The 24,298-nt window shown below is 63.4% G+C and carries 22 protein-coding genes; 10 read left to right on the plus strand and 12 right to left on the minus strand.

Annotated elements, in window-relative coordinates:
* The first annotated feature begins 25 nt into the window (after positions 1-25).
* The 3 genes from FNJ47_RS08405 (at position 26) to FNJ47_RS08415 (ending at position 3,258) form a co-directional block, all read left to right on the plus strand.
* Positions 26-1,357: a multicopper oxidase family protein gene (locus FNJ47_RS08405; protein WP_235999672.1), complete on the plus strand. Its 1,332-nt coding sequence runs from the start codon at positions 26-28 to the stop codon at positions 1,355-1,357.
* Between the two features lie 18 nt (positions 1,358-1,375).
* Entirely contained in the window at positions 1,376-2,461 is a 1,086-nt protein-coding gene (locus FNJ47_RS08410) for an enolase C-terminal domain-like protein (RefSeq protein WP_163152500.1), read from the plus strand.
* Positions 2,462-2,547: 86 nt separating this feature from the next.
* On the plus strand, positions 2,548-3,258 hold the full coding sequence (locus FNJ47_RS08415) for a hypothetical protein (protein ID WP_163152502.1): 711 nt from the start codon (positions 2,548-2,550) through the stop codon (positions 3,256-3,258).
* A gap of 34 nt (positions 3,259-3,292) precedes the next feature.
* Here the strand turns inward: FNJ47_RS08415 and FNJ47_RS08420 are convergent, their stop codons facing one another.
* Complete coding sequence (locus FNJ47_RS08420; protein WP_347341633.1) at positions 3,293-4,120, minus strand: tetratricopeptide repeat protein; 828 nt, start codon at positions 4,118-4,120, stop codon at positions 3,293-3,295.
* A 214-nt stretch (positions 4,121-4,334) separates the two neighbouring features.
* On the opposite strand from FNJ47_RS08420, the gene FNJ47_RS08425 reads away from it, so the two are divergent.
* Entirely contained in the window at positions 4,335-4,676 is a 342-nt protein-coding gene (locus FNJ47_RS08425) for a monooxygenase (RefSeq protein ID WP_163152504.1), read from the plus strand.
* A gap of 7 nt (positions 4,677-4,683) precedes the next feature.
* Here the strand turns inward: FNJ47_RS08425 and FNJ47_RS08430 are convergent, their stop codons facing one another.
* Together FNJ47_RS08430 and FNJ47_RS08435 are read right to left on the minus strand one after the other, a co-directional pair.
* Positions 4,684-5,184, minus strand: a complete 501-nt coding sequence (locus FNJ47_RS08430) for a GNAT family N-acetyltransferase (protein ID WP_163152506.1) — start codon at positions 5,182-5,184, stop codon at positions 4,684-4,686.
* Positions 5,159-6,658 carry an NAD(P)H-hydrate dehydratase gene (locus FNJ47_RS08435; protein WP_163152508.1) on the minus strand — a complete coding sequence of 500 codons (1,500 nt, stop codon included), beginning with the start codon at positions 6,656-6,658 and terminating at the stop codon, positions 5,159-5,161. The genes FNJ47_RS08430 and FNJ47_RS08435 overlap by 26 nt, the downstream gene beginning before the upstream one ends.
* Positions 6,659-7,012: 354 nt before the next feature.
* Here FNJ47_RS08435 and FNJ47_RS08440 point away from each other — a divergent pair, with 354 nt between their 5' ends.
* From FNJ47_RS08440 to FNJ47_RS08450, 3 genes are all read left to right on the plus strand, one after another.
* The gene (locus FNJ47_RS08440) at positions 7,013-7,351 is read left to right on the plus strand and encodes a P-II family nitrogen regulator (protein WP_011441447.1); all 339 of its coding nucleotides are present in this window, start codon (positions 7,013-7,015) and stop codon (positions 7,349-7,351) included.
* 151 nt (positions 7,352-7,502) lie between these two features.
* Entirely contained in the window at positions 7,503-8,912 is a 1,410-nt protein-coding gene (gene glnA, locus FNJ47_RS08445; RefSeq protein WP_163152510.1) for a type I glutamate--ammonia ligase, read from the plus strand.
* A 192-nt stretch (positions 8,913-9,104) separates the two neighbouring features.
* Complete coding sequence (locus tag FNJ47_RS08450; RefSeq protein WP_163152512.1) at positions 9,105-9,554, plus strand: GNAT family N-acetyltransferase; 450 nt, start codon at positions 9,105-9,107, stop codon at positions 9,552-9,554.
* 75 nt (positions 9,555-9,629) lie between these two features.
* Here FNJ47_RS08450 and FNJ47_RS08455 read toward each other — a convergent pair whose 3' ends face one another.
* On the minus strand, positions 9,630-9,893 hold the full coding sequence (locus FNJ47_RS08455) for a tautomerase family protein (protein WP_163152514.1): 264 nt from the start codon (positions 9,891-9,893) through the stop codon (positions 9,630-9,632).
* Between the two features lie 152 nt (positions 9,894-10,045).
* Here FNJ47_RS08455 and FNJ47_RS08460 point away from each other — a divergent pair, with 152 nt between their 5' ends.
* The gene (locus FNJ47_RS08460; RefSeq protein ID WP_163152516.1) at positions 10,046-11,023 is read left to right on the plus strand and encodes a GlxA family transcriptional regulator; all 978 of its coding nucleotides are present in this window, start codon (positions 10,046-10,048) and stop codon (positions 11,021-11,023) included.
* Between the two features lie 187 nt (positions 11,024-11,210).
* Complete coding sequence (locus tag FNJ47_RS08465) at positions 11,211-12,440, plus strand: ABC transporter substrate-binding protein (protein WP_163152519.1); 1,230 nt, start codon at positions 11,211-11,213, stop codon at positions 12,438-12,440.
* Positions 12,441-12,861: 421 nt separating this feature from the next.
* Here FNJ47_RS08465 and FNJ47_RS08470 read toward each other — a convergent pair whose 3' ends face one another.
* From FNJ47_RS08470 to FNJ47_RS08500, 7 genes are all read right to left on the minus strand, one after another.
* Entirely contained in the window at positions 12,862-13,929 is a 1,068-nt protein-coding gene (locus FNJ47_RS08470) for an ABC transporter substrate-binding protein (protein ID WP_163152521.1), read from the minus strand.
* A gap of 171 nt (positions 13,930-14,100) precedes the next feature.
* Positions 14,101-16,407: a hybrid sensor histidine kinase/response regulator gene (locus FNJ47_RS08475; RefSeq protein WP_163152523.1), complete on the minus strand. Its 2,307-nt coding sequence runs from the start codon at positions 16,405-16,407 to the stop codon at positions 14,101-14,103.
* Positions 16,408-16,771: 364 nt separating this feature from the next.
* On the minus strand, positions 16,772-18,127 hold the full coding sequence (locus tag FNJ47_RS08480; RefSeq protein WP_165445598.1) for an LLM class flavin-dependent oxidoreductase: 1,356 nt from the start codon (positions 18,125-18,127) through the stop codon (positions 16,772-16,774).
* Positions 18,128-18,148: 21 nt separating this feature from the next.
* Positions 18,149-19,240 carry an LLM class flavin-dependent oxidoreductase gene (locus FNJ47_RS08485; protein ID WP_163152525.1) on the minus strand — a complete coding sequence of 364 codons (1,092 nt, stop codon included), beginning with the start codon at positions 19,238-19,240 and terminating at the stop codon, positions 18,149-18,151.
* Between the two features lie 16 nt (positions 19,241-19,256).
* Positions 19,257-20,051 (minus strand): ATP-binding cassette domain-containing protein, encoded by a 795-nt coding sequence (locus FNJ47_RS08490; protein WP_206685298.1) that lies wholly within the window; start codon positions 20,049-20,051, stop codon positions 19,257-19,259.
* Complete coding sequence (locus FNJ47_RS08495) at positions 20,048-21,046, minus strand: ABC transporter substrate-binding protein (RefSeq protein WP_163152527.1); 999 nt, start codon at positions 21,044-21,046, stop codon at positions 20,048-20,050. Before FNJ47_RS08495 ends, FNJ47_RS08490 begins: the two co-directional genes overlap by 4 nt.
* 51 nt (positions 21,047-21,097) lie before the next feature.
* The gene (locus FNJ47_RS08500) at positions 21,098-21,940 is read right to left on the minus strand and encodes an ABC transporter permease (protein WP_206685299.1); all 843 of its coding nucleotides are present in this window, start codon (positions 21,938-21,940) and stop codon (positions 21,098-21,100) included.
* Between the two features lie 159 nt (positions 21,941-22,099).
* Here FNJ47_RS08500 and FNJ47_RS08505 point away from each other — a divergent pair, with 159 nt between their 5' ends.
* Positions 22,100-23,131 (plus strand): aldo/keto reductase, encoded by a 1,032-nt coding sequence (locus FNJ47_RS08505; protein ID WP_163152531.1) that lies wholly within the window; start codon positions 22,100-22,102, stop codon positions 23,129-23,131.
* 187 nt (positions 23,132-23,318) lie between these two features.
* Here FNJ47_RS08505 and FNJ47_RS08510 read toward each other — a convergent pair whose 3' ends face one another.
* Positions 23,319-24,089, minus strand: a complete 771-nt coding sequence (locus FNJ47_RS08510) for a gamma-glutamyl-gamma-aminobutyrate hydrolase family protein (RefSeq protein WP_163152533.1) — start codon at positions 24,087-24,089, stop codon at positions 23,319-23,321.
* Positions 24,090-24,298 lie beyond the last annotated feature (209 nt).

A 24,298-nucleotide genomic window follows, 5' to 3' on the forward strand; every position in this document is an offset into this window, starting at 1 on the left:
CTCGAAAATGGTCCGCATCGGCCGGATGGCAAGTCCCCTAGCAAGTCCCGAATTTTCCCTCACCCGGCGCGACCTGATAGCCGGCCTCGGCGCCGCGACACTCTGCCCGGCGTGGCCGGCCACCGGCTCGGCGCAGGGGCGGACCGCGTTCGTGCTCCAGGCCAAAGCTGACCGCATCTTGCTTGGTCCAGGCGCCTCGGGTCCTTCCGGACCGGAGACGCCGGTCTGGTCGCTCGGCAGCGGCGACCTCCGCTTTAAGCGCGGCGAGGTGCTGGACGTGACGTTCGGCAACGAGCTGCCGGTCGCGGCCGCGCTCGATTGCCGCGGGCTCGATGGCGTCGCGGCCGCAGAGCCATTGGCGTCGCGGGGGCCCCTTGCCGCGGGGGCAAAGGATAGCTTTCAGCTCCCGCTTCGCCATGCCGGCACCTTTCTGTGCGAGCCGCTGCTCGGTGACGGCGGCACGGCGCCGACGCGGCCGCGCCCGCTGATCGTGACTGGCACCTCGCCGGTCGCGGTCGATCGCGACGAGGTCTTGCTGATCGAGGAGTGGCGCCTCCGGTCGGACGGAACCGCGATCCCCGCAGGCAGTGATCCGAAAGATTCAACGCAAATTCATACGATTAACGGGAAAACCTCATACGACATCTCGGCGCCGGCCAACACCCGCCTGAGACTCCGCTTTATCAATGGCAGCCCACGCAGCGTGCTGGCCGTCAAGCTTGAGAGCCTCGATGTCCGGGTGATGGCCATTGATGGCCAGCCGGCCGAACCGTTCCCGGCCCGGAACAGTGCGCTGGTGCTGGCTCCCGGAGGCCGCACGGATGTCTTCGTCGATGCGGTCGGGCCGGCCGGGACGAGCTTTGCGATCCTCCTGCACGACGGCAAGCAGGCTCGATCGGTCGGCAAGTTGGTCGTCTCGAGCGAACCGCCGGTCCGAGCGGCGCCGTTTCCGCCCGCTCCACCACTTCCGGGCAATGACATGCCGGCCGCACTCGACCTCAAGAGCGCCGCAAGGTTCGATCTGGCGCTCGGCACGCCTACCGACTGGTTCCGCCCGGCAGAGTTCAAGCCGTCGGCCGCTCCGGCTTTTCAGGCCAAAACCGGCCGGCCTGTCGTGCTGACACTGACCAATCGCGGCACGATCGCCAGCGTCTTTCATCTGCACGGCCATCACTTCCGACTGCTCGACCGGCTCGACGACGGCTGGAAGCCGTTCTGGCTCGACACGCTCGCGGTCGAGCCGGGCCAGACCCAGCACATCGCCTTCCTCGCCGAATATCCGGGCCGCTATCTGATCGAGCAGGTCGCGACCGATTGGGCCGCGCCGAGGCTCGTCCGATGGTACAGTGTCCAATAACAACAAGAGGAAACGCCCATGAGTCAGACAGTTGCCGCAATCCGCGGAGTCCGTGCGCGAAGCGTGGTGGTGCCGCTCAAACGTCCCGTGAAGAACGCCTTCGGCGTGATCGATTCCGGACCGCTGGTGCTGATCGATGTCGAGACCGATCAAGGCGTTACCGGCCGCACCTACATCTTCGCCTACAGCAAGCTCACGCTTAAACCTCTGGTCTATCTGATCGAGGAGATCGGCCGCGAACTCGTCGGCAAGCCGGTCGCACCGTTCGACCTGATGAAGGCGATGGATGCCAGGTTTCGTCTGCTTGGCTGGCAGGGCCTGGTCGGCATGGCCGTGTCCGGTCTCGACATGGCCTGTTGGGATGTCTTGGGCCAGCTCGCTGGTCGGCCGTTGGTCGAGTTGCTTGGCGGCTCCGCAAAACCGATCAAGGCCTATGACAGCTACGGCGTGGTCGATCCTGCGGCCGATGAGCGCGCGCTGCGCCGTTCGCTCGATCAGGGCTTTCGCGGCATCAAGATCAAGGGTGGCGACGGCGATGCCGCCAATGACGAGCGCGTCGTGAAGGGCGTGCGCGCCCTGCTCGGCCCCGACATCGCGCTGATGATCGACTTCAACCAGTCGCTCGATCCGGCCGAAGCCACCCGCCGCATCTCCCGCCTTGCGCCCTACGATCTGCACTGGATCGAGGAGCCGGTGCCGCAGGAGAGCCTGTCCGGCCATGCCAAGGTCCGCGAGACTTCGCCGACCCCGATCCAGGCCGGCGAGAATTGGTGGTTTCCGCGCGGCTTCGCCGAGGCGATCGCGGCCGGCGCATCCGACTTCATCATGCCCGATGTAATGAAGGTCGGCGGCGTCACCGGCTGGATGCAGGTCGCGGCTCAGGCCGACGCGGCGTCGATCCCGGCGTCGAGCCATCTGTTCGCGGAGGTCAGCGCACATCTGCTCGCGGTGACGCCGACCGCGCACTGGCTCGAATTCCTCGACTTCGCCGGCGCGATTCTGGCAAAACCCGCCGAGATCATCGATGGCGCCGTGACCGCCCGCGGTCCCGGCCTAGGGATCGAATGGAACGAGCCGGCGGTGGCGAAGTATCTCGTGAGCTAGCGACCCCTTGGGATAGGTGGCGCGCTGCGTGCACTTCACCCTTGCCGCGCATTCATGTAGGCCACCCCGACATCGGAGCGCGCTCAATGTCCACCAACAACAAGCTGACGCTCAAATTCCGTTGCCCGACGGAGCTTGAGGGACTGATACCGCAACCCATCCCGGCTGCGCAGGGCGTTCCCGACTGGCTCAAGGCGATGCCGGCGACGGCCTTCTCTTCGATCGACCTGCACGAGGAAGACACCATCAAGCGCTGCCCGCCATTCGTCGATGCGATGACCTGCGGGTTCTTGCTGCCGCTGGTCTGCGACCTCAAGGTCGAGGACGGCGAAATCACCTGGGATCAGGACCTGCCGCCGGGAGGCACGCCCGAATTTCCCCGTTCGCCGATCGGCTTCCATGATCCGGGTCAGGTCACCGGCACCCCGCTGTTTGAAGAGGGCCGCTTCTTCCTCAAATTCCACAATCTGTGGACCGTCGAAGCCCCTGAAGGCTACGCAGTTTACTTCACGCATCCCGTCAACCGCTTCGACCTGCCATTCACGACACTCAGCGGCCTCGTCAATTCCGATCTCTATACCGACAATTGGGTGCATTTCCCCGCGTACTGGCACGACAAGAATTTCAAGGGTGTCCTCCCCAAGGGGACGCCGATCGCACAGTGCATTCCGGTCAAGCGAGACAGCTGGAGCGCGCAGGCATCGCCGTTCACCGCCGAAGAAGCCAAGCGCGTCGGCCAATTCCGCGGTGAACTCAGGCGGCAGCCCAATCTCTATCGGAGAAACTTCAGGGCGTGAGCCGCGGCGAGATTTCGTCCGGCGCCCCCCGACCTCACTCCGCACCGAGGAATTTCGCAACGTCGCTCCGGGCGAAGAAGAAACGGCCATGCGAGCCCGCGGCCATCACGAATGCCGCGCGTCCCAGGAGCTGGGGCTGCCCCTGCGTGACGGCGCGGAGCGCCGCCTCGGCGGCATCGCGCTCACCCCGCTCGAAAAGCGATGTCGCGAGGTAGGCGCGGGTCGAGCGATCGTCCGGATACATCGCGAGCACGCGGCGGAAAGCCTCCGCAGCTCCGGCGTAGTCGCCATGAAGAATTAGGACTCGCCCGAGCTGGTTGAGAACGTCGGGGCGTCCCGGCGCAGCATCACGCGCAGCCGTCAGGACGCTCGCAGCCCGTGCGATGTCATTGGTCTCATGCAACAGGCGTCCGAGGTCGAGCTTCAGATCGACGCTGTCAGGCGCAAGCCGAAGGCCGCCCTCGATCGTGCCGATCGCCTCGTCGTACTCACCAGCCTTGGCGAGCTGTCCGGCGAGCTCCTGAAACGAAGGCAGGTATGGCGGCCGTCGGGCAACCGTGCGCCGAAGCTGCGCAATCCCGTCCGACACGCGTCCCGCGCCGCACAGCAACGCGCCGAGCAAGGTTTCAACCTCGCCGTCCTCGCCGCGGCGCGCAATCCTCTCAAGCGGTGCGATCGCCTCGTCTCCCCGCTTCTGCCCCATCAGGGCATGCGCCAGCAGGAGCGCGGCATGTCTGTCCGTGCGACTTGATTTCAGGATGTTCGTCGCAATCTGCTCTGCCTGAGCAAATTGCTGCGCCCGCAACGCCAATGCGCCTTGTTGCAGCGCCTGAGCGAGGAAATTGTTCTGCCTGCCACTCACGAGCGAGATTCACGGGATGCCAAGGAATGTCATTGGGCTTTAGCCCGCATCTCCCCACGCGTCCACCGAAAGTCTTGTGAGAGGCGACATACGCTTCCCCCTCAAGCGAAGCCCCGCTAAGCGGGACAAGTGCTGGATCAATCCTGTATCGTGGAGCTGGTCGGCCTGCCGCCGAACGAACCTGACACCATGTCACTCAGATCGGAGAACCAGGATGGCACAGTGCGTTGTTATCGTTCAATTCGACCTTCCGAAACGAACCGAGGAACAGGCCATCAAGGGCGGCGTGGGTACCGCGCCCATCTATCGAAACCTCGCGACACGGGGGCTGATCCGTAAAGACTACCTCAACGGAGAGGCCGGTACGGGCGGCGTCTACCTGTGGGAGAGCCGAGAGGCGGCCGAGGCATGGTTCACCGAGGCCAAGATGACCGAACTGACTGAACGGTTCGGAGCCCGACCGCGATTGACCTGGTATGACACGCACGTCACCGTCGACAACCTCAAAGGGGAGACGCGCGTGAACCAATCTCCGCTGATTTCAGCCGCGGAATGAATCGAATTCAGGTGTCGTCGAACGCGCCCGCGCGCGGTGCGGATGCCGGTTGGTCCGCGCGCGTCCAGAGATAGCGCATATCCGGTTCCTTCTCCTCGTTGCGGCTGCCGTCGGTCTCCTCGACCGGCACGAAGCCACGGGCCTCGTAGAAACGGCGCGCCCGCGCGTTGCGCTGGAAGGTCCAGAGTTGCAGCCGATCCGTACTTTGCTTCGCGATGTCGAGCAGCGCGGCGCCGGTGCCGCGGCGCTGCGCGAGAGGGAGCACATAGAGTTGCTCGACCCAGTCGTCGTGCAGCGCGATCACGCCGTTCAGCGCCTGGCCGTCGAACGCACCCCATAGCGTGCAGGTCGCAAACATCCGCTCACGATAGAACCAGCGGTCTTCGTCAGGTGTATGCAGGCCGGCGAGCCAGGGCAGCGCATGATCGAACGCCGCACGATGCACGCGCGCAGCGGCGTCCATGTCGGCGAGTTCGAGTAGCCTAATACTCAATCCCGAACTCGTCATAGAGACGGCGGAACACGGCCGGCAACACCTCGGTGAGATCCTCGGCGATCAGGCCGGGCCCCGCTTCGCCGGCCGCCTCGCCATGCAACCACACACCGATGCCGGCCGCCTCGAAGGCCGCGACGCCCTGCGCCAGGAAGCCCGCGACGATGCCGGCCAGCACGTCGCCGGCGCCGGCGGTGGCAAGCCAGGGCGGCGCATTGGCGGCGATGATGGCGCGACCGTCCGGAGAGGCGATCACCGTATCTGCTCCCTTCAGCAGCACCACCGCGCCGGAGCGCTCGGCTGCCGCACGGACGCGTTCGAGCTTCGATCGGCCGGGGTGCTTGTTGGAGATATCGCTGAACAACCGCGGAAACTCGCCCTCATGCGGGGTGAGCACCACCCCAAGGCCGTCGGATGCCTTGATCGCCTCGAACAGGCGGTCCGGCGTCCCGGCAAAACTCGTCAGCGCGTCGGCGTCAAGCACCAGATGCCGCCGTGCCGACAGCGCAGTGTGAACGAAGTCGCGGGTGCGCGCGCTGACGCCCGCGCCCGGTCCGATCACGCAGGCGTTGAGACGTTTGTCGTCGAGCAGTTCGGCGAACTGGATCGGGTTGTCGACCGCGCGCACCATCACCGCGGTCAGCGCCGCCGCGTTGACGGCAAGCGCATCGCGCGGCGAGGCCAGTGTCACGAGGCCGGCGCCCGCGCGCAACGCCGCACGCGCGGCGAGCCGCGCCGCCCCGGTCGAGGCGAGATCGCCCGAGACCACGACGGCATGCCCCCTTGCGTATTTGTGGCCGTCGATCCGCGGCACCGGAAACGACCATCGCCAGGCTTCCGGCGCATTCTCCGCGGTCAGCGGCTTGATCTCATCGAGCACCTGCGCCTCGATGCCGATGTCGGCGACGCGCACCCGGCCGCAATACATCCGGCCCGGCAGCAACAGATGCGCGGGCTTCTTGCGGAAGAAGGTGACGGTTTCGGTTGCCTGCACCGCCGCACCCATGACAGCGCCCGTGGTGCCGTTGATGCCGCTCGGCAGATCGACCGCCAGCACCGGCGTACCGTTGGCATTGATCGCCGCGATCATCTCCGGTGGGTCACCCTTGACCGGGCGGTTGAGCCCGGCGCCGAACAGGGCGTCGATGATCAGCGCCGGCTTGCCGAGCGCCTGCGGGTTGAACGGCAGCACCGGATACTTCCAGCCCTTCGCCGCCAGCGCCGCGTCGCCCTGTAGGCTGTCGCGCTCGCAGAGCAGGATTACCGAGACCTCCCGCCCGCGCGCGGCGAGCTCGGCGGCGGCGACAAAACCGTCGCCGCCATTATTGCCCCGGCCGGCGACCACGACGATCGGCCCCTCCTCGACCAGGTCCATCGCAGCTTCGGCGACGGCCTGGCCGGCGCTCATCATCAGCGCGAAGCCCGGCGTTCCGGCTGCGATGGTCAGCCGGTCGGCGCGCTCCATCTCGGTGGTGGTCAGAACGTCCATGCCGAATCCTCAATCGCTTCGCCTTCTCGAGAGGCAATTCCTGTGACGTTCGCGGGGTTTCTACTGGCCGACTGCATAGAGATTGATCTATTTGCCTATTTGTTGAGCTTGGATATCATAGCCCATGTGGTTCGATATCCGCCGAAGCCTGTTAAAAGGCTGATAACATTCCGAAATCGGGGACCTTAACAACTTGGCATAGACCCTGCTTTTGAGGAAGCCGCGTACAAGGGCCGGTTCATACGACCATTGCGCGTGTTTCCGGCCAACCGCCGGAAGGCTTAAGACCAACCTGACTGCGCCCCACGCGCATCGAACTCGACCCTGCAATCTGCAATGCCCGGGAGGCGCTCAGTGAAGAAGATTGAAGCCATCATCAAGCCCTTCAAGCTCGACGAGGTGAAAGAAGCGCTCCAGGAAGTCGGACTGCAAGGTATCACCGTCACCGAGGCCAAGGGATTTGGCCGTCAGAAGGGCCACGCCGAACTGTATCGCGGCGCGGAATACATCGTCGACTTCCTGCCCAAGGTGAAGATCGAGATCGTGATCGGCGACGACCTGGTCGAGAAGGCAATCGACGCAATCCGTCGCGCGGCCCAGACCGGGCGGATCGGCGACGGCAAGATCTTCGTCTCCAACATCGAGGAAGCGATCCGCATCCGGACCGGCGAATCCGGGCTGGACGCTATTTAAGGGCGGTGCTATCCGGAATTTCTGACGGCAAAAGAGAAAAAAGGCTGCTTCGGCAGCCTGATTTCGTTTGTGCAGTCACACGAACTCGCCAAAAGCGGGAATAACGTCGCTCACCGCTGGAAACCGACCCGCACATCCATAAGGGGTATTCATGAAGACCGCCAAAGACGTCCTGAAATCGATCAAGGACAACGACGTCAAATACGTCGACCTGCGCTTCACCGATCCGCGCGGCAAATGGCAGCACGTGACCTTCGACGTCGGGATGATCGAAGAGGACACTTTTGCCGAAGGCCAGATGTTCGACGGCTCCTCGATCGCCGGCTGGAAGGCGATCAATGAATCCGACATGTGCCTGATGCCCGACCCGCTCACCGCGACGATCGATCCGTTCTTCGCCGAGACCACCATGGTCATCGTTTGCGACGTGCTCGAGCCGACCACCGGCGAGCCCTACAACCGCGACCCCCGTGGCATCGCCAAGAAGGCCGAAGCGATGGTGAAGTCGCAGGGCGTGGGCGACACCGTGTTCGTCGGTCCCGAGGCCGAGTTCTTCGTGTTCGACGACGTGCGCTATTCGGCCGATCCGTACAACACCGGCTTCCGCCTCGACTCCTCCGAGCTGCCGATCAACTCCGCCACCGAATATGAGGGCGGCAATCTCGGCCACCGAATCCGCACCAAGGCCGGCTACTTCCCGGTGCCGCCGCAGGATTCGGTGCAGGACATGCGGTCTGAGATGCTCGGCGCGATGGCCAAGATGGGCGTCAAGGTCGAGAAGCACCACCATGAAGTCGCTTCCGCCCAGCACGAGCTCGGCATGAAGTTCGACACCCTGACGCTGATGGCCGACCAGATGCAGGTCTACAAGTACTGCATCCACCAGGTCGCGCACATCTACGGCAAGACCGCCACCTTCATGCCGAAGCCGGTCTATGGCGACAACGGCTCGGGCATGCACGTCCACCAGTCGATCTGGAAGGAAGGCAAGCCGGTGTTCGCCGGTAACAAGTACGCCGACCTGTCGGAGACCTGCCTGCACTACATCGGCGGCATCATCAAGCACGCCAAGTCGATCAATGCCTTCACCAACCCGTCGACCAATTCCTACAAGCGTCTGGTCCCGGGCTATGAGGCGCCGGTGCTGCTCGCCTACTCCGCGCGCAACCGCTCGGCGTCATGCCGCATCCCCTACACGGCGAACCCGAAGGCCAAGCGCGTCGAGGTGCGTTTCCCCGACCCGATGGCCAATCCCTATCTCGGCTTCGCCGCGATGCTGATGGCCGGCCTCGACGGCATCAAGAACAAGATCGATCCGGGTCCGGCGATGGACAAGGACCTCTACGATCTGCCGAAGGAAGAGTTGAAGCAGATCCCGACCGTGTGCGGCTCGCTCCGTGAAGCACTCGAGAGCCTCGACAAGGACCGCGCCTACCTCAAGAACGGCGGCGTGTTCGACGACGACTTCATCGACGCCTACATCGAGCTGAAGATGACCGAGGTCGCCCGTTTCGAAATGACCCCGCACCCGGTCGAGTTCGAAATGTACTACTCGCTGTAAGCTTTACGGCACCTCACGAATGCGAAAGGCGCTTCCGATGGAGGCGCCTTTTGTTTTTGGGTGAGCACACGAAATGCGTAGGATGGGGAGAGCGCAGCGAAACCCATCGCGCCTTGCCTCGGTAAGAGCGATGGGTTTCGCTTCGCTCTACCCATCCTACCACTGCGAAGCCATCACCATTGGTATCAGCACATGACCGGAATCACTGTCCGCTCCGCGGCAGAACACGAACTGCCCGAGGTGCTAAAGCTTTACCGACACCTTCATCCACACGATCCTCAGCTGGAGACCGCCACTGCCGAACGTGTCTGGTCGGAGTTGCTTGCATCCAGCTTCATGACCGTGGTCGTGGCGCAAGCAGTAGAATTGCTTGTCTCTTCGTGCACGCTCGCGATCGTGCCTAATCTGTCTCGAGGCGGCAGATCATATGGGGTAATTGAGAACGTAGTCACTCACGCCGACTACCGTCGGCAGGGGCTCGGCCGACGGGTTCTTTCTCATGCGCTCGATATTGCCTGGCAGGCCGACTGCTACAAAGTCCTGCTGGCAACGGGTTCGAAACGGGAAACCACCCTCCGATTCTACGAGGAAGCGGGCTTTCAGCGTGGGAGCAAAACTTACTTCGAAATTCGCCGTCCTTAGCTACCGTCGCGAACAGATCGTGATGCGTCTAGAAGGCGCTTCCACCGGAAGCGCCTTCTGTCCCTGTCCCGCCGATTACACCTTCGCCTTTGCGATCCGCCGCCCGCCTGAATCGAGCGCCCCGAAATTGCCAGCGATCATGTCCGGCGTCGGGATCATGCCGCCGAGCGACCAGCTCGCCGGCTCACCTTCCTCGATCTTGACCCAGACGTTGCGGCGGAAATCGGGGTTACCCTGGCCCTCGATCTCGACCATGAGATCGGTGACGCGCTCGAGCATGGCGCGCTTCTGCGCAACATCGAAGATGCCGCGGACGGTCGAAATGGTGACGTAAGGCATGGTCTCTCTCCATTAGCTGAGGTTGTGACAACGCAACGAAGATGGACCGGCATGGCCCGATCAGGCAGTGGCCGATCGGACAGAGATCGGGCAATATCTGCCACCGCCCGATGGCCCAGATCGGGTAGGATGACGGCAAATCCGGAGGTCCCATGAAACTTGCGATCGTCGCGCTGGAAGGCTGTATGCAATCGGCGGTCGCCGGCATCGCCGACATCCTCACACTCGCCAACCATGTGATGCAGCTGCGCGGCAGCAAGGCGCGCTTCAGCTGGCAAACGCTCTCGCTCGACGGCAAGGCGGTTCGCGCGGGCGGCGGAAAGCTGCTCGCCGTCGACGGCGCTCTCGGCAAGCGGACGGCATGCGACGCGATCATCGTGCCCGGCAGCCTGGTCGACCATCTGACCGCCGAACGCCTGCAACCGCAATACGACCGTGTCGGCGCCTGGCTACGCCAGCAGCACGCCAGCGGCCGGTTGATCGGCGCCTTCTGCAGCGGCGTGCTGCTGCTCGCCAATGCCGGGCTGCTCGACGGCCGCCGCGCCACTATCACCTGGTGGCTGCAAAGCGAGCTGCGACGCCGCCATCCCATGATCGATCTCGCCAGCGATGCCGTCATCACGCAGGCCGATCGCCTGGTCTGCGCCGCCGGCCCGATGTCATGGGTCGATCTGCTGCTGCGGCTGATCGAACTCGTCGAGGGCCCGGAAGTCGCAAAAGTCTGCGCCGACTATGCGGTGATCGACACCGCACAGCGGACGCAAGCGATCTTCATGCCGCTCGGCTACATGCTCGGACAGGACCCGCTGCTGATCAAGGCGGACATGCTCGTGCGCCGCACCGGCAAGGCGCCGATCACGGTGCGCAGCCTGGCGCAGGCGCTGGGCCTGAGCGAGCGCACGCTGAACCGCCGCTTCCGCGAACTGACCCACGAACCGCCGCAGGCCTTCATCACACGTCGCCGCGTCGAGCACGCCCGTACGCTGCTGGAGACCACGGCACAACCCATCAAGTCCATCGCCCGCGCCACCGGTTACGAGGACGAGAGCAGCTTCCGGAAAGCCTTTCGCAAGCTCACCTTGTTGTCGCCACAGGCTTACCGCGCGCAGCGAACGATGCGTGCTGCGTAGGAGTAGGAATCCCGGAAGACTACGGTCAGCAACACTGACAAACCGCGCGAAGCAATGCGACGCGGGCATGCGAGCTGCGACGTTCGGAATCGACAACGCCCGGCACCGGGTGTTCACTTGCAGCAAGGGCCCGAAAGCGGCCTCGACAAAAACAGACACCTTCATTTTGCATTTTGGGAGAAACGAGATGTCTTTCGTCGCTCGACGAATGGCGGCGCTTTCGACCGCCATCATTATTCTCGCTGTCTGTTCCGGCAGCACATTTGCCCAGAAGAAATACGACACTGGCGCAACCGATACTGAAATCAAGATCGGCAACATCATGCCCTACAGCGGGCCGGCATCCGCCTATGGCACCAGCGGCCGGGCTCAGGCTGCCTATTTCCGCAAGATCAACGCCGAGGGCGGCATCAACGGGCGCAAGATCACCTTCATCTCCTATGATGACGGCTACAGCCCGCCGAAAACGGTCGAGCAGGCGCGCAAGCTGGTCGAAGGCGACGAAGTCTTGCTGATCTTCGCCGCTCTCGGCACAGCATCGAACGGCGCCATTCAGAAATATATGAACACCAGGAAGGTGCCGCAGCTGTTCATTCAAACCGGTGCGACCAAATGGAATGATCCGCAGAACTTTCCGTGGACCATGGGCTGGCAGCCCAGCTACCAGAGCGAGGGACGGATCTACGCCAAGCATATCCTGAAGGAAAAGCCGAACGGCAGGATCGCCGTGCTCTACCAGAACGACGATTATGGAAAGGACTATCTCAAAGGCCTGAAGGACGGTCTTGGCGACAAGGCGGCGTCGATGATCGTGACCGAGGATGCGTATGAGGTCGCCGAGCCCACGATCGACACACACATCGTCAAGATGAAATCGCTGAATGCCGATGTGTTCGTCGACATTGCCACGCCGAAATTCGCGGCGCAGGCCATCAAGAAGGCGGCCGAGATCGGCTGGAAGCCGCTACACATCCTCAATTCGGTCGGCTCCTCGATCGGCGCCGTGATCCAGCCGGCCGGTTTCGAGAACGCGCAAGGCATCATTTCGGTGGCCTACCTGATGGATCCGCTCGATCCGCAATGGAAGGACGACCCCGGCATGAAGGCGTTCGACGAATATCTTGCCAAATACTTCCCCGAAGGCAACCGGGCCGATGGCCTGGTGGTGACGGGTTACAACGCCGCCCAGACGCTGGTTCAGGTGCTGAAGCAGTGCGGCGACGATCTCACGCGGGCGAACGTGATGAAACAGGCCGCCAATCTGAAGGCCTTCCGCACCAACAACCTGCTGCCTGGCATCACGATGAACACCAGCCCGATCGACTTCGCGCCGATCAAGCAGATGCAGCTCAGACGATTGAAGGGCGAGAGATGGGAGTTGTTCGGGCCCATGCTCAGCGCAGAAGTGGGCGGTTAGCCGACCATCGCCCCCATATGCAATAGGCTTGCGGGCCTGGGGCACTTGCACGATTTCGGAATATTGGAAATGTATCCTTGATTTGCCCGACGTGTCAAGCTGCCGGTCGGATGGCGGCGGCCCCGGCGCCTTTGCATGGGGTTGTTTTCGATATTTTGGTCCCGCGTAGCTACGGCGAACAGTTCGGCGCTGGTTTCTACACCGTCATGGCCGGGCATAGCCGTCCGGGGGACGGCGTCGCTTCCGTTCGCCTATCCCCGGCCATCCACGTCTTTCTTTGCATGGAAACGAAGACGTGGATGGCCGGCAGCCGGCTACGCCGGGCTTTGCTGTCAGCCTCGCCGAAGCTTAGCGAAAGCGGGCACAAGGCCGGGCATGACGAGTTTGTGGGGGAGCGAGCGCATATGCGATTGCCCTACCGTCACACCCGAAACAGCTTCGCGTACCTTGCCTTGATCTCCTCGCTCTGCGCCTGCACCTGGGCCGGATCGGCCTTCAGCATCTTCAATCTATCAAGCGGCACGTGCCCGGCTTTCTCCTTCACCTTGGCGTGGAACGAGCGGTGCGCGAACTCGTCGGCCAGCATCTGTTGGGTCGCGGCGCTGAAGAAGTAGCTCTGGAACAGCCGTGCCGCATTCGGGTTCGGCGCGCTCTTGAAGATGCCGCTCGGTACGATGATCAGCGGCGCGCCTTCGGCCGGGTAGACCACCTCGACCGGCTTACCCTGATCCTTGGCCAGCACGAGGTTGTAATCGTTGCCGTCGGCCATGACGGCACGCTCGCCGAGCAGGATCTTCTTCGGCGGATCGGCCGCCGACTGCACCTGCATCACGCGCTGCTGCGAAAGCTTCTCCAGATACGGCCAGCCGAGATCGCGCGCCAGCACGAAGGTCGCGGTCATGATCGCGCCGGAGTAGCCCGGGTGGGCCTTGACGATCTTGCCGCGCCATTTCGGATCGAGCAGATCGGCGTAGCTCTTCGGCGCCTCCTCGCGCTTCACCTGCTCGGTGTTGTAGCCGATCACCTCGAACCAGGCGCAGGATGTCGCGGATGTGCCGTCGGGATCGATCTGGTCGGCCGGAAAGTGCTTGGCGACCTCTTCGGGCATATAGGCTGTGAGCCAGTCGTTCTTCTTCCAGTCCAGATAATGGGCGGGATCGGTCGAATTGGCGACGTCGACGGCATGGATGCCGCTGCCCTGCTCCTGTGCGATGCGCTGGAAGATCCGCTCGGCGCCGGAGCGTTCGACGCGCACGCTGATCCCTGGATATTTCTGCTCGAAATCGCGTGCCAGACGCTCGGCCGTGTTCAGTTCCAGCGCACTGTAGAACGAGATCTTGCCTTCCTTCTTCGCCGCGGCGATCAGCTCCGGCGTCACGGCCTCAGCCGGCGGCGCCGCCGCCCTTGAGGGTTCGGCGAACACCATGCCGGCGGCGGTCGCCGCCGTCACCTTGAGCCAGTCGCGCCTCGACCATTTGCGGTCCCGCATTCCACGCTCCCCGAATCGGGCCGTTGACCGGCCGCGCCATTGTTGCGGGACGATGATAGCGCGTAGGATGAGTTGAGCGAAGCGATACCCATCAAACAGTGCCGCAGGAGAGTTGTTGGGTTTCGCTGCGCTCCACCCATCCTACGGCCCGGCCGACGCGGCTGACCATGCCTACGTCTTCTCCGGCGGGTTCTCGCGCAGGAAGCGTTCGAGATCGGGCTGCACGGAGTAAGGTTGCGGAACCGGATCACCCTGGAAGTCGACCTGAAGATCAAGGCTGCGCCGAAGTATCCGCGCCAGCTCGCTGCGCCGATAGGGTTTGGTCAGCAGCGGAATGCCATGGCCGCCACGCCCCTGTTGTGCCGGCAGCACGCCATCGCTGTAGCCTGAGGTGAACAGCACCCGCAGCGCCGGACGCCCCGCCATCAGCGTGTCAGCCAATTGCCGGCCATTCATGCTGCCGGGCATCACGATGTCGGTGAACAGAAGATCGAACGCGGTGCCGCGGCTGACGATCTCGAGCGCGGCATCCGCATTCGCCGCTGCCAGCACCGTGTAGCCGAGGCTTTCGAGCTGGCCCGTGACGTAGTCGCGGATCGTCGGGTCGTCCTCGACGCACAGGATCGTCTCGTTGCCGCCTCGGACCGGCAGGTCGTCCTCATCGGCCGCGCGCTGCGCGGTGCCGTCTGCCTTGGGCAGATAGATCCTGAAGATGGTGCCCCGCCCCTGCTCGCTCCTGACCTCGATCCCGCCGCCACTTTGCTTGACGAAACCGAACACCATGCTGAGCCCGAGCCCGGTGCCCTGCCCGACCTCCTTGGTGGAGAAGAACGGATCGAAGATCTTCTTCAGATCCGACGGCGAAATTCCGGTCCCGGTATCGGTCACCTCGATCACGAGGTGGTCACCGGCGCGCTCGACGCCGTGCGCCACCGCCTCGGGAATCCCGAGCTGGATGTTGCGGGTCGCAAAGGTCAGCGTGCCGCCCTCCGGCATGGCATCGCGTGCGTTGATGGCGAGATTGACCAACGCTGCGCCGAGCTGGCTGCGGTCGACAAAGGCGAGCCATGCGCCACGGTTGAGCTCGGTCCTGATCTCGGTCTGCGAGCCCAGCGTCTGCGACAATAGCCGCACCACTTCGCCGATCAGGTCGTTGACGTCGGTCTCGGCGGGCTGCAACGGCTGCTTGCGCGCGAATGCCAGCAGGCTCGAGGTGAGTTGCGCGCCGCGATCGGCGGCATCGCTGATCAGCTTGGCGATCGCGGCAAGCTGCGGGTTGTCCTTGACGCCGTCGGCAAGGATCTCGACCGTGCCGGTGATCACGGTCAGCATGTTGTTGAAGTCGTGCGCGATGCCGCCGGTCAATCGCCCAAGCGATTCCGTCTTCTGCGCCTGGATCAACTGCTCCTCGGCGACCCGTCGCTGGGTGACATCCCTGACAAAGGAATTGATGATGTAGCCGTCGCCGCGGCGCAGCGCATTGAGCGACACCTCGACGTGGAAGCGGTGGCCGTCGCGGTGCACCGACGCGGTTTCGTAGCGCATGCCCATGCCGCCCGCCGCGGTCTCCTGCAGGAAGCGGGTGATGCGCTGGCGGTGCGCGACGCGTAGCTCCTCCGGGAACACCAGCTCGACCACGCGCTGGCCGACCGCCTCCGAGCGTGTCCAGCCGGTCAGCGCCTCGGCCTGCGGGCTCCAGTCGAGAACGATGCCGTCCTGGTCGGTCTGGACGAAGGCGTCGAGCGCGGTCCTGACGATCGCCTGCGCCATCTGCTCGCTGTCGACCAGCGCCTGATGCGCGCGTCGGTGCGCGGTGACATCGTGCAGCACGGCGACCGCGCCACGCAGATTGGCGGCGTCATCGCGCAGCGGCCTGGCGTTGGCGACGAGATAGACGTCCGGATCCGGCGGCGACAGCGGTCTCACGATCAGTTCGAAATCGTCGATATTCTCGCCGCGCAGCGCCCGCGCCACCGGCGTGTCCGAGATCGGCATTACCGTCGTGCCGTCGGCATAATAGTTCTGGAACCTGCGAACGCCGGTCAGGGTGTGAAAACCGGGTTCGACGCTGTACAGCCGCCGCGCCGCGGCGTTGGCGATCACGACCACACCGTGCTCGTCGGCGACCACGACCGGATCTCGGATGCTCTCGATGGTCTTCTCCAGCAGGTTCTGCCTGCTGCCCAATTGCGCCGACAGTTCGGCGAGCGTCGCGGCGAGTTGAGCGGCCTCATCGTTGCCGCTTGTGCCGATCGGTGCCTGCTGACCGCGCGACGGCGCTTCCGCCACCCGCACCATCTGGGCGGGCGTCCTGGACAGCGACTTCGCAATCAGCTCAGCAGTCATCAACACCACCGCAACCGCGCCGCCGGCGAGCGCAACGCCCGACCAGCTGACGCCATGGATGAAGCCCAGAGCGAGCAGGAGCATGACGACCGGAAGCATCATCCCGACCGCCAGACGGCCCGACAAATTCATCCCGACCAACTCATCGTGAGCAGCTGCACCGGAAAATGTAAAAGGAAACCAATATCGGAAAGGACGTCGGCGCCGGGGCAATATCGGGGGCTTGCCCCCTTTGCTTAGCCGAGTCCGGCCCGGCAATCCGCCACTTTCGTATCCGTATAAGTACGGAGATCGGCCCACTGGCATATGCCGACGCCGGGTGAACCGGCTTCGGCGCCGTGGGCTATGTGTGATTTACGGAATCTTCGTCTGATTGCCGGCGCCCATCGGCCGCCAAGGCCGCGCAGCCAATTACCGCCCGCGGCAAGGCTTGGCCTACACAAGCCGCGGTGCGGGGCCATCCCAACCGCCGACCCACGCAGGGGTCGGTCAGCCCTCAAAGGCTGGAGGCGCTGGAGAGAATGGGCGCCGGCTTTGCCAAGCCCAGATGATCGCGAAAGGTCGAACCGGAATAGTCGGTCCGATAGAGCCCGCGCCGCTGCAATTCGGGGATGACAAGGCTGGTAAAGGCCTCGACGGATTCAGGCACATAAGGCGGGAAGATATTGAAACCGTCGGCCGCCTTTTCGTCGAACCAGTGCTGGATGTGGTCGGCGACCTCGTTCGGATCGCCGACGACGACGGCGCCGGTGCCGATGTGCCCGATGATGAGATCACGATAGGTCAGACGGTTGGGGCCTTTCACGTCCCGGCGCGTGAGACGCGTGACGTCGGCAAACAGCCGCTGGCCGTCTGCATTGGCCTCTGCCAGCACCAGGGGGTCGACGGGCGCATCCCGATCCTGACCAGCGACATCGACGCCAATTGCAATGGAAACCGCGGTGAGGTTGCGGCGTTTTCCCATCCTGCCCAGAGAACCGTAGCGGCTGGCCTCGCCGCCATCGCCATCCGGCTCCAACGCGATGAAGGAATTGAGGTGGTCGAATATTTCAACCGCCTTCTCGGTCGTTTCGGCGACCACGGGGGTGAGCCCGGGCAGAATGGCGATGTCGCTATCCCTCCTGCCATATTTGCTGGCTCTGGATTTGACATCGGCATAGTAAGCCTTGGCGCTCTCGATCGTCGCCTGACTCGCGAAGATGACATCGGCATCGCGCGCGCCGAGCTCCCGCGAACGGTCCGACGTGCCGGCGTGCAAGATCACCGGGTGGCCCTGAGGCGGGCGCTTGACGTTCAGCGGTCCGGCGACGTCGAAATAGCGCCCCTTGTGGTGCAGAGGCGTAATCGCATCGCTATCCCAAAGTCCCCGCACCACGGCGACGAATTCATCCGCCCAATCATAGCGCCGCTCGGTGTCCCAATGGGACTGGCGCGAGAAATTGCCCGCTGCAATCTCGTCCGCGCCGGTCACCAGATTCCATGATGCGCGGCCTTGGCTCAGGTGATCGAGCGACGCGAACATGCGCGCGAGATTATAGGGATCATAGTAGGTCGGATTGGCCGTGACGACGATGCCGATATGGCTGGTCGCTGCCGCCAGGCTCGCACCGGACACGAAGGGCTCGAGGCGCGACATCTGGGAGGGATTGGTGGTTTGCAGGCTTGGATCGCTCGCCAGCCGGTCGCCAAGAAAGAGGAAGTCGAACTTGGCCGCTTCCACAAGCTGGGTGACCCGCTGCAGGAACTCGATGTCGAAGGCGGCGCCTGCATGGGAGGACGGATAGCGCCAGCCGCTCGGGTGTGTACCACCCGCCCAGAACATCAGGCCGAAATGGAGTTCTCGCTTGGACATGATGAAACGCTCGCAGGAGGTTCAGGCTGCCGTACTGGCTGGCTCTGGTGCCTTGTGTTCGAAGATATTGCCCGGCCGTGCCAGACCGAGCCTTTCGCGCAAAGTGCCCGATCGGTCGCCTGATCGCAGCCGCTGCCGCCGCGCCAACTCCGGAATGACATCCCGGGAAAAGGCATCGGGGCTGCTGCGCACGACCCGAGGCGCCACTACCAGACCATCCAGCGTCACGGCATTCGCCAGTGCCTCGATCTGGTCAGCGATCTCCGTCGGAGTACCAGACACGTAATGGGCGACGGGCGCTTTCGGCGCGCCTGCCGCATGGTCCGGCCCAATCACGGAAACGATCTCCGCAAACAGCAGCACATGCTGCTCGTCGCGACGGGCGCCCCTCGCGGCGGCAAGTACATTGTCGCGCAAGGCCGCGATATCGCCTGCCGTCTCTGCCGCCAGAATGGCGATATCGGCGTGTCGTCCCGCGAACTCCGCCGATCGCTCGTCCGCCACGCGATGCGCAACGATGACCTGGCCCTGCGGCGGTCGTGCAACGTTCAGGGGCCCCTTGACCGAGAAGGAAGCGCCGACGTGATCGATGGGATGGATTTTGCTGCCATCGACGAACACGCCGCTTTGCTTGTCGCGAATGAAGGCACCGTCCTCCCAGCTATCCCATAGCCGGCGTGCAATATCGAGGATTTCGCTGGCGCGCTCATAGTGGACGGCAGGCGCAACAGCCGTCTGCCCGTAGTTGGCGCCGGCGGGATCGACCACACCGGTCGAGACGAGCCAGCCGGCGCGCCCATGCGTGACATGGTCGAGCGAGGCGGCGAGCCGCGTCACATTGTACGGCTCGACATAGCTTGTGTTGGCCGCGGCGATCAGACCGATGTGGCGCGTCCTGGTCGCGAGGAAGGACGCCGTCGTGAACGCTTCACTGCGCGCTGGCTCCGTACGGCCGACGCTGTCGTCGATCAGGAGGAAAGCAAAGCCGGCACCCTCCAGGTCCCGCGCGAAAGTTGTCAGGTGGACAGGATTCAGGGGATCGAAGTTTTCGTCGTGCGTCTGGTACCCGGATTGCGGCGCATAGAGAAAGCCGAGGTGGAGCGGTTTGGCCATTTTGATCTCCGTTCTGTCAGGCCACGGTTGCTGTTGGCTCCAGCGCGCGGAGCGCCTCATAGATCCGGGCTTCCCGTTGCAAGAGTTCGATGTCGCCCCGCCGACGCGGACGCAGCAGGTCGAGGGTGACGATCTCAGCGATCCGTCCGGGCCGCGGTGACAGCAGGACAATACGATCGGCAAGAAACACGGCTTCGCCAACGTCGTGCGTCACGAAAACGATGGTCTTGCGGCGCTGCTGCCAGATGCGGATCAGGTCTTCCTGCAACTTGTTGCGCGTGACGTAATCGACCGCTCCGAAAGGCTCGTCCATCAGGATCACGTCGGGATCATTGACGAGTGCGCGCGCGATGCCGGCACGCTGCTTCATGCCGCCGGAGATCTGGTGCGGAAACTTGCCGCCAAAGCCGTCGAGCCCAACCAGGGATAGCTGCTCTTCGACCAATCGGCGGGCTTGGACCTTGTCCACCCCGCGCAATTCGAGCCCGAGGCCGACATTGGCCGCAACCGTTCGCCACGGGTAGAGCGAGGCATCCTGGAACACGACGCCGAGTTCTCCACCCGGACCGATGATCGGCCTGTCGCGAAACAGCACCGAGCCGCCGCTCGGCTGCTGCAGCCCGGCGAGAATTTCCAGCAGCGTACTCTTGCCGCAACCGCTCGGACCAAGCAGGACGATGAACTCGCCCTCCTCGACCGAGAAGCTGATGTTGCTCAGCGCACGCACCGGCGGCGCTCCTGGATAGATCTTGTCGAGAGACCTGACGGTGAAGGCAGGCATGCCCTCGCGCTCCTGCTTGATCTCACTCACTGAGTCTTGCGCCCGGGATAGACGAATGGCTTCACGTAATCCTGCGGGATGAAGCGCTCATCGATGTATTTGGCGGCGTCGTAGAACTCCTTCTGGTTGCCGACATCGATCTCGAGCTGCTGGGTGTCGTGGATCGCCTTCGGATCGATCGCCGGATTGGCGTCCCAGACGTCGTCCTCCTGATAGATGGCGCGCTTCACCGCCTCCGGATTGATCTTCAGGTGGGCCTGCAGCCAGGGCAGGTATTCGTCGTAATGCGCCTTGGCGTAGGTGTAGGATTTGAAGTAGGCCCGCAGGCCCCGCCGCAGCAGATCGGGATCGTTCGCGATCACCGTGTCGCCCGCGATCAGGACGCCGGTGTGATAGGTCGGCAGGTAATCCCAGGCACGTGCGAGCGTGGTCGAGACTCCCTCGATCTCCCCGAGCGCCGCGAAGGGCTGATGGATGATGGTGGCGTCGACCTGGCTGGTTTCGAGCGCGCCGTAGGCTTTTTCGGTTGCGCCGGCAGCAAAAAGCGTCACGTCGCGGTCGGGATCGAGACCTTCGGCTCTCAGGAGGTAGCGAGCGACTGACGCGAGGTTGCCGCTTGTGTCGGGCCCAACGCCGATCGTCTTGCCCTTCAGATCCGCAAAGGACTTGATGCCCTTCCGGGCGATCAGAAAATAAGGTCCCTTCGAGCGGAAGGCGGCGGAGACGATCTTGATCGGCGCTCCCAAGGCCGCAGCGCGCAGATAGACGCTGGTCGGACCAAAGGCGAAGGTCACATCGCCGCGCGAGGTGGCTGTGACCGGATCTTGCGTCCCCACAAACTCAACGTTCAAACCTTCTTCGGCGAAGAACCCCTTCTCCACGCCGAACACGATGGGCTGCTGCGTATAGCTTGTCGTATCCTGAAGCTTGAGGGTCTTCTTCTCCTCTGTACCGGCCGCCGCAGAGATGCCGAGAGCGAGTGCGGTCAAAACAAGAAGACGAGCCGAAAGGCTTGGTGAGAACATGATCGATCCCTTAGAACGAGCGATGACTGGAAGACGCGAAACCGGGATCGGTCAGACGTATTTCCACTTGAGCAAGACACGCCGTTCGACCAGATCCACTAGATAGATGATCAGCAATGCGATCGACGTAACGAGAATGACGAGGGCGAAGACACCGGCCGTGTCGTAGATACCCGAGAGCTTGTTGAGGAGGTTGCCGACGCCGGCCTTGGAGGCGACGATCTCGGCGAACAGGGTTGCAAGCAGACAGGTCGCCGCCTCGATGCGGACCGCGGCGACGATCGATGGCGCGGCTGACGGCAGCACCACTTTCCAGATGATTTGCCGCTGCGTCGCTCCGAGCGCGCGTGCGACCTTGATATGACTATCCTGTACCTGCTTGATGCCAGCGATCGTATTGAAAACGAACAGGAAGTAGCAAAACAGGAAGATGATGAACACCTTGTGTTCGAAGCCGAGGCCCAGATAGAGGGTGAGAAGCGGAATGATGGTGACCTTCGGGATCGCCATGAACCAGATCAGGAACGGGTTGAGAAACCGATGCACCTTCGGGAACAGGCCCATGGCGATGCCCGTCGCAATGCCGAGGATCGCGCTGATCCCCACGCCAACGCCCGCTTCGGCGAGCGTCACCGAGAGGTGAAAGAGCAAATTCTCTCTGGTGAAGAGCTGAGGGAAAGCAGCAAGAATCTGGGTCGGCGAAGCCAGATAGATTCGTTTAACTGCGCCGCTATCGACCGCTATCTGCACTCCGAGCAGGATCGCGGCGACCACCAGTATCTGAATGATGACGATCCACGGAAGTTTAGCGGCGAGCGAGCGCAGCGTTGTGCGGCCGTCCCTGTCTGTGGTCGTCTGAACATCAACAGCGGATTCGATCGACTCGACTGACATGACCATGCCCTAATACGCTACGGGCGGTGATCACGCTTGCGACCGTACCCTTGCAGTGCAAGCAAACTAGACCATTTCGGCAGACAAGATATTCCATAGTTTGAGGCCACACGTGATGACACATCTCGTAAAGGCCCGCGCGACAGTGAAGGAATGCAGATGAAATATGGAACGCTCGCGAACACCGGAATCCAAGTGTCGCGAATTGCCTTCGGGTGTTCAAGCTATGGATCGAAGGATTGGATGCCATGGACGCTGAGCGAGGAGCAGGCGCAAGATCATTATCGTCGTGCCTTTGAGGTTGGCTTTACCTTCTTCGATACCGCCGATTCCTATTCGTCCGGCCTCAGCGAAGAGATTCTCGGGCGCGCGGTAAAGCGCTACGCCGGAGGACGGGATCAGGTCGTCATCGCGACCAAGGTATTTTTTGCGACGGGCACCGACGCCAATCAGAGAGGATTGTCGCGTAAGCATATCCGACACGCCATCGACGACAGCCTGCGTCGCCTCGGCACCGACTATGTCGACCTGTATCAGATCCACCGCCTCGATCCCCTTACGCCTTGCGAGGAGATCCTCGAGGGGCTCGATGCCGTGGTGCGAGCCGGCAAGGCACTGCACATCGGCGCATCGAGCATGCACGCGTTCCAGTTCGCCAAGCTGCAGGCGCTTGCACACGCCAACGGTCTGACGAAATTCGTCACCATGCAGAACAAGTATAATCTTCTCTATCGCGAGGAAGAGCGAGAGATGATTCCTCTCTGTCTCGATCAGGGTGTCGGAGTCATTCCCTACAGCCCGCTTGCGCGGGGACTGCTCGCCGGCAGCCGCCGCGACAACACCGAGCGCTCACGCGTCGTGAAGGACTTCTCGCGTCCGGAAGACGACGCGGTGATCGATCGCGTATTCGCCGCGGCGCAGGCGCGCGGCTGCAAGCCCGCCCAGGTCGCGCTTGCCTGGTTGCTGCACAACCCAGCCGTGACGGCCCCCATCCTCGGCGCGACCAAGCTCCACCACATCGACGATGCCGTTGCCGCGCTCGATATCCAGTTCACCGATCAGGAGCTCGACACCCTCGAAGAGGCCTACCGTCCGCAACAGGTTCAGCACGATCGCAATGAGCAATTGCAGTCCGGGCAGACCGCGGCGGCCGAGCTCAAGCGCCTGTTTCGCCGGTCTGCCGGGAGGTGACGGTTACGCCTGTGCTTCAGCACCGGACGCAAAACTCGATGTCGTCCCGGGCAAGCGAAGCGCGACCCGGGATCGATAACCACAAATGCCGATTGGTTTGCGAAGTGGGGCCACAACTCGTTGCAACAACGAACGGCTGTGGTTGGGTCCCTGCTTTCGCTGGGACGACAACAGCATTTGCCGCTCCCTACGCCGCGCGCCGCCGCTCGCGCAGCGCGTCGCCGAATGCCTCGAACAGCGCGCGGTTGATCGGATTGCGCTGCGGATCGTATTCGGCGTGCCACTGCACGCCGAGCGCAAAGCCGGGGGCATCGGCGATGCGGATCGCCTCGATGGTGCCGTCCTCGGCGACACCCTCGATCACGACGCGCTTGCCGGGCTCGAGGATGCCCTGGCCGTGCAGCGAATTGACGCGAATGGTCTCGCGGCCGAGGATCTTTGCGAATGCACCACCGGGCGTCAGTGCGACGTCGTGCCGGTCGGCGAACACCACGGTCGGATCGGGATGGATTTCGCCGTTCTCGAGCCGCGGCATCCGGTGGTTCATGCGGCCGGGAATTTCGCGGATCTCCGGATGCAGCGAGCCGCCGAACGCGACGTTCATCTCCTGGAGGCCGCGGCAGATGCCAAAGATCGGCACCCCGCGCGCGACGCAGGCCTCCGACAACGCCAGCGCCACGTCGTCGCGGTGGATGTCGTAGGGCTCGTGAGCGGCGCAAGGTTCGATGTTGAAGCGCGTCGGATGGACATTGGCGCGGGCCCCGGTCAGGACGACGCCATCGACCACGTCGAGCAAGGCACCAACCTCGGTGATTTCGGGGCTCCCGGCGAACATCAGGGGCACGGCCCCCGAGACCTCGGCAACCGCGCGCAGGTTGCGCTCTCCGACCATCTGGACCGTGAAACGATTTTCGATGCGATGGGCGTTTCCGATCACGCCGACCACGGGCCGTCTCATTATTGAAGTCTCGCGCAATGATTTTTCTAAGTTTGCGACGTTGCGGAGGCGATCATGCCTTCGAGTTCCCGCCGGATCAACCGTCTATATCTGCACAAGGGGGCTTGCAGTCCTGCACAGATTCGCCCCAGGGAAGCCCAGATCCGGCCCGGCGCCCGGCGGTCGTGCCGGATGCCACGGCGCGTCAGCGGCAAACCGGCACGGTCCGG

The sequence above is a fragment of the Bradyrhizobium uaiense genome, from assembly GCF_010811875.1.
In the GTDB taxonomy this organism is placed as follows: Bacteria; Pseudomonadota; Alphaproteobacteria; order Rhizobiales; family Xanthobacteraceae; genus Bradyrhizobium; species Bradyrhizobium uaiense.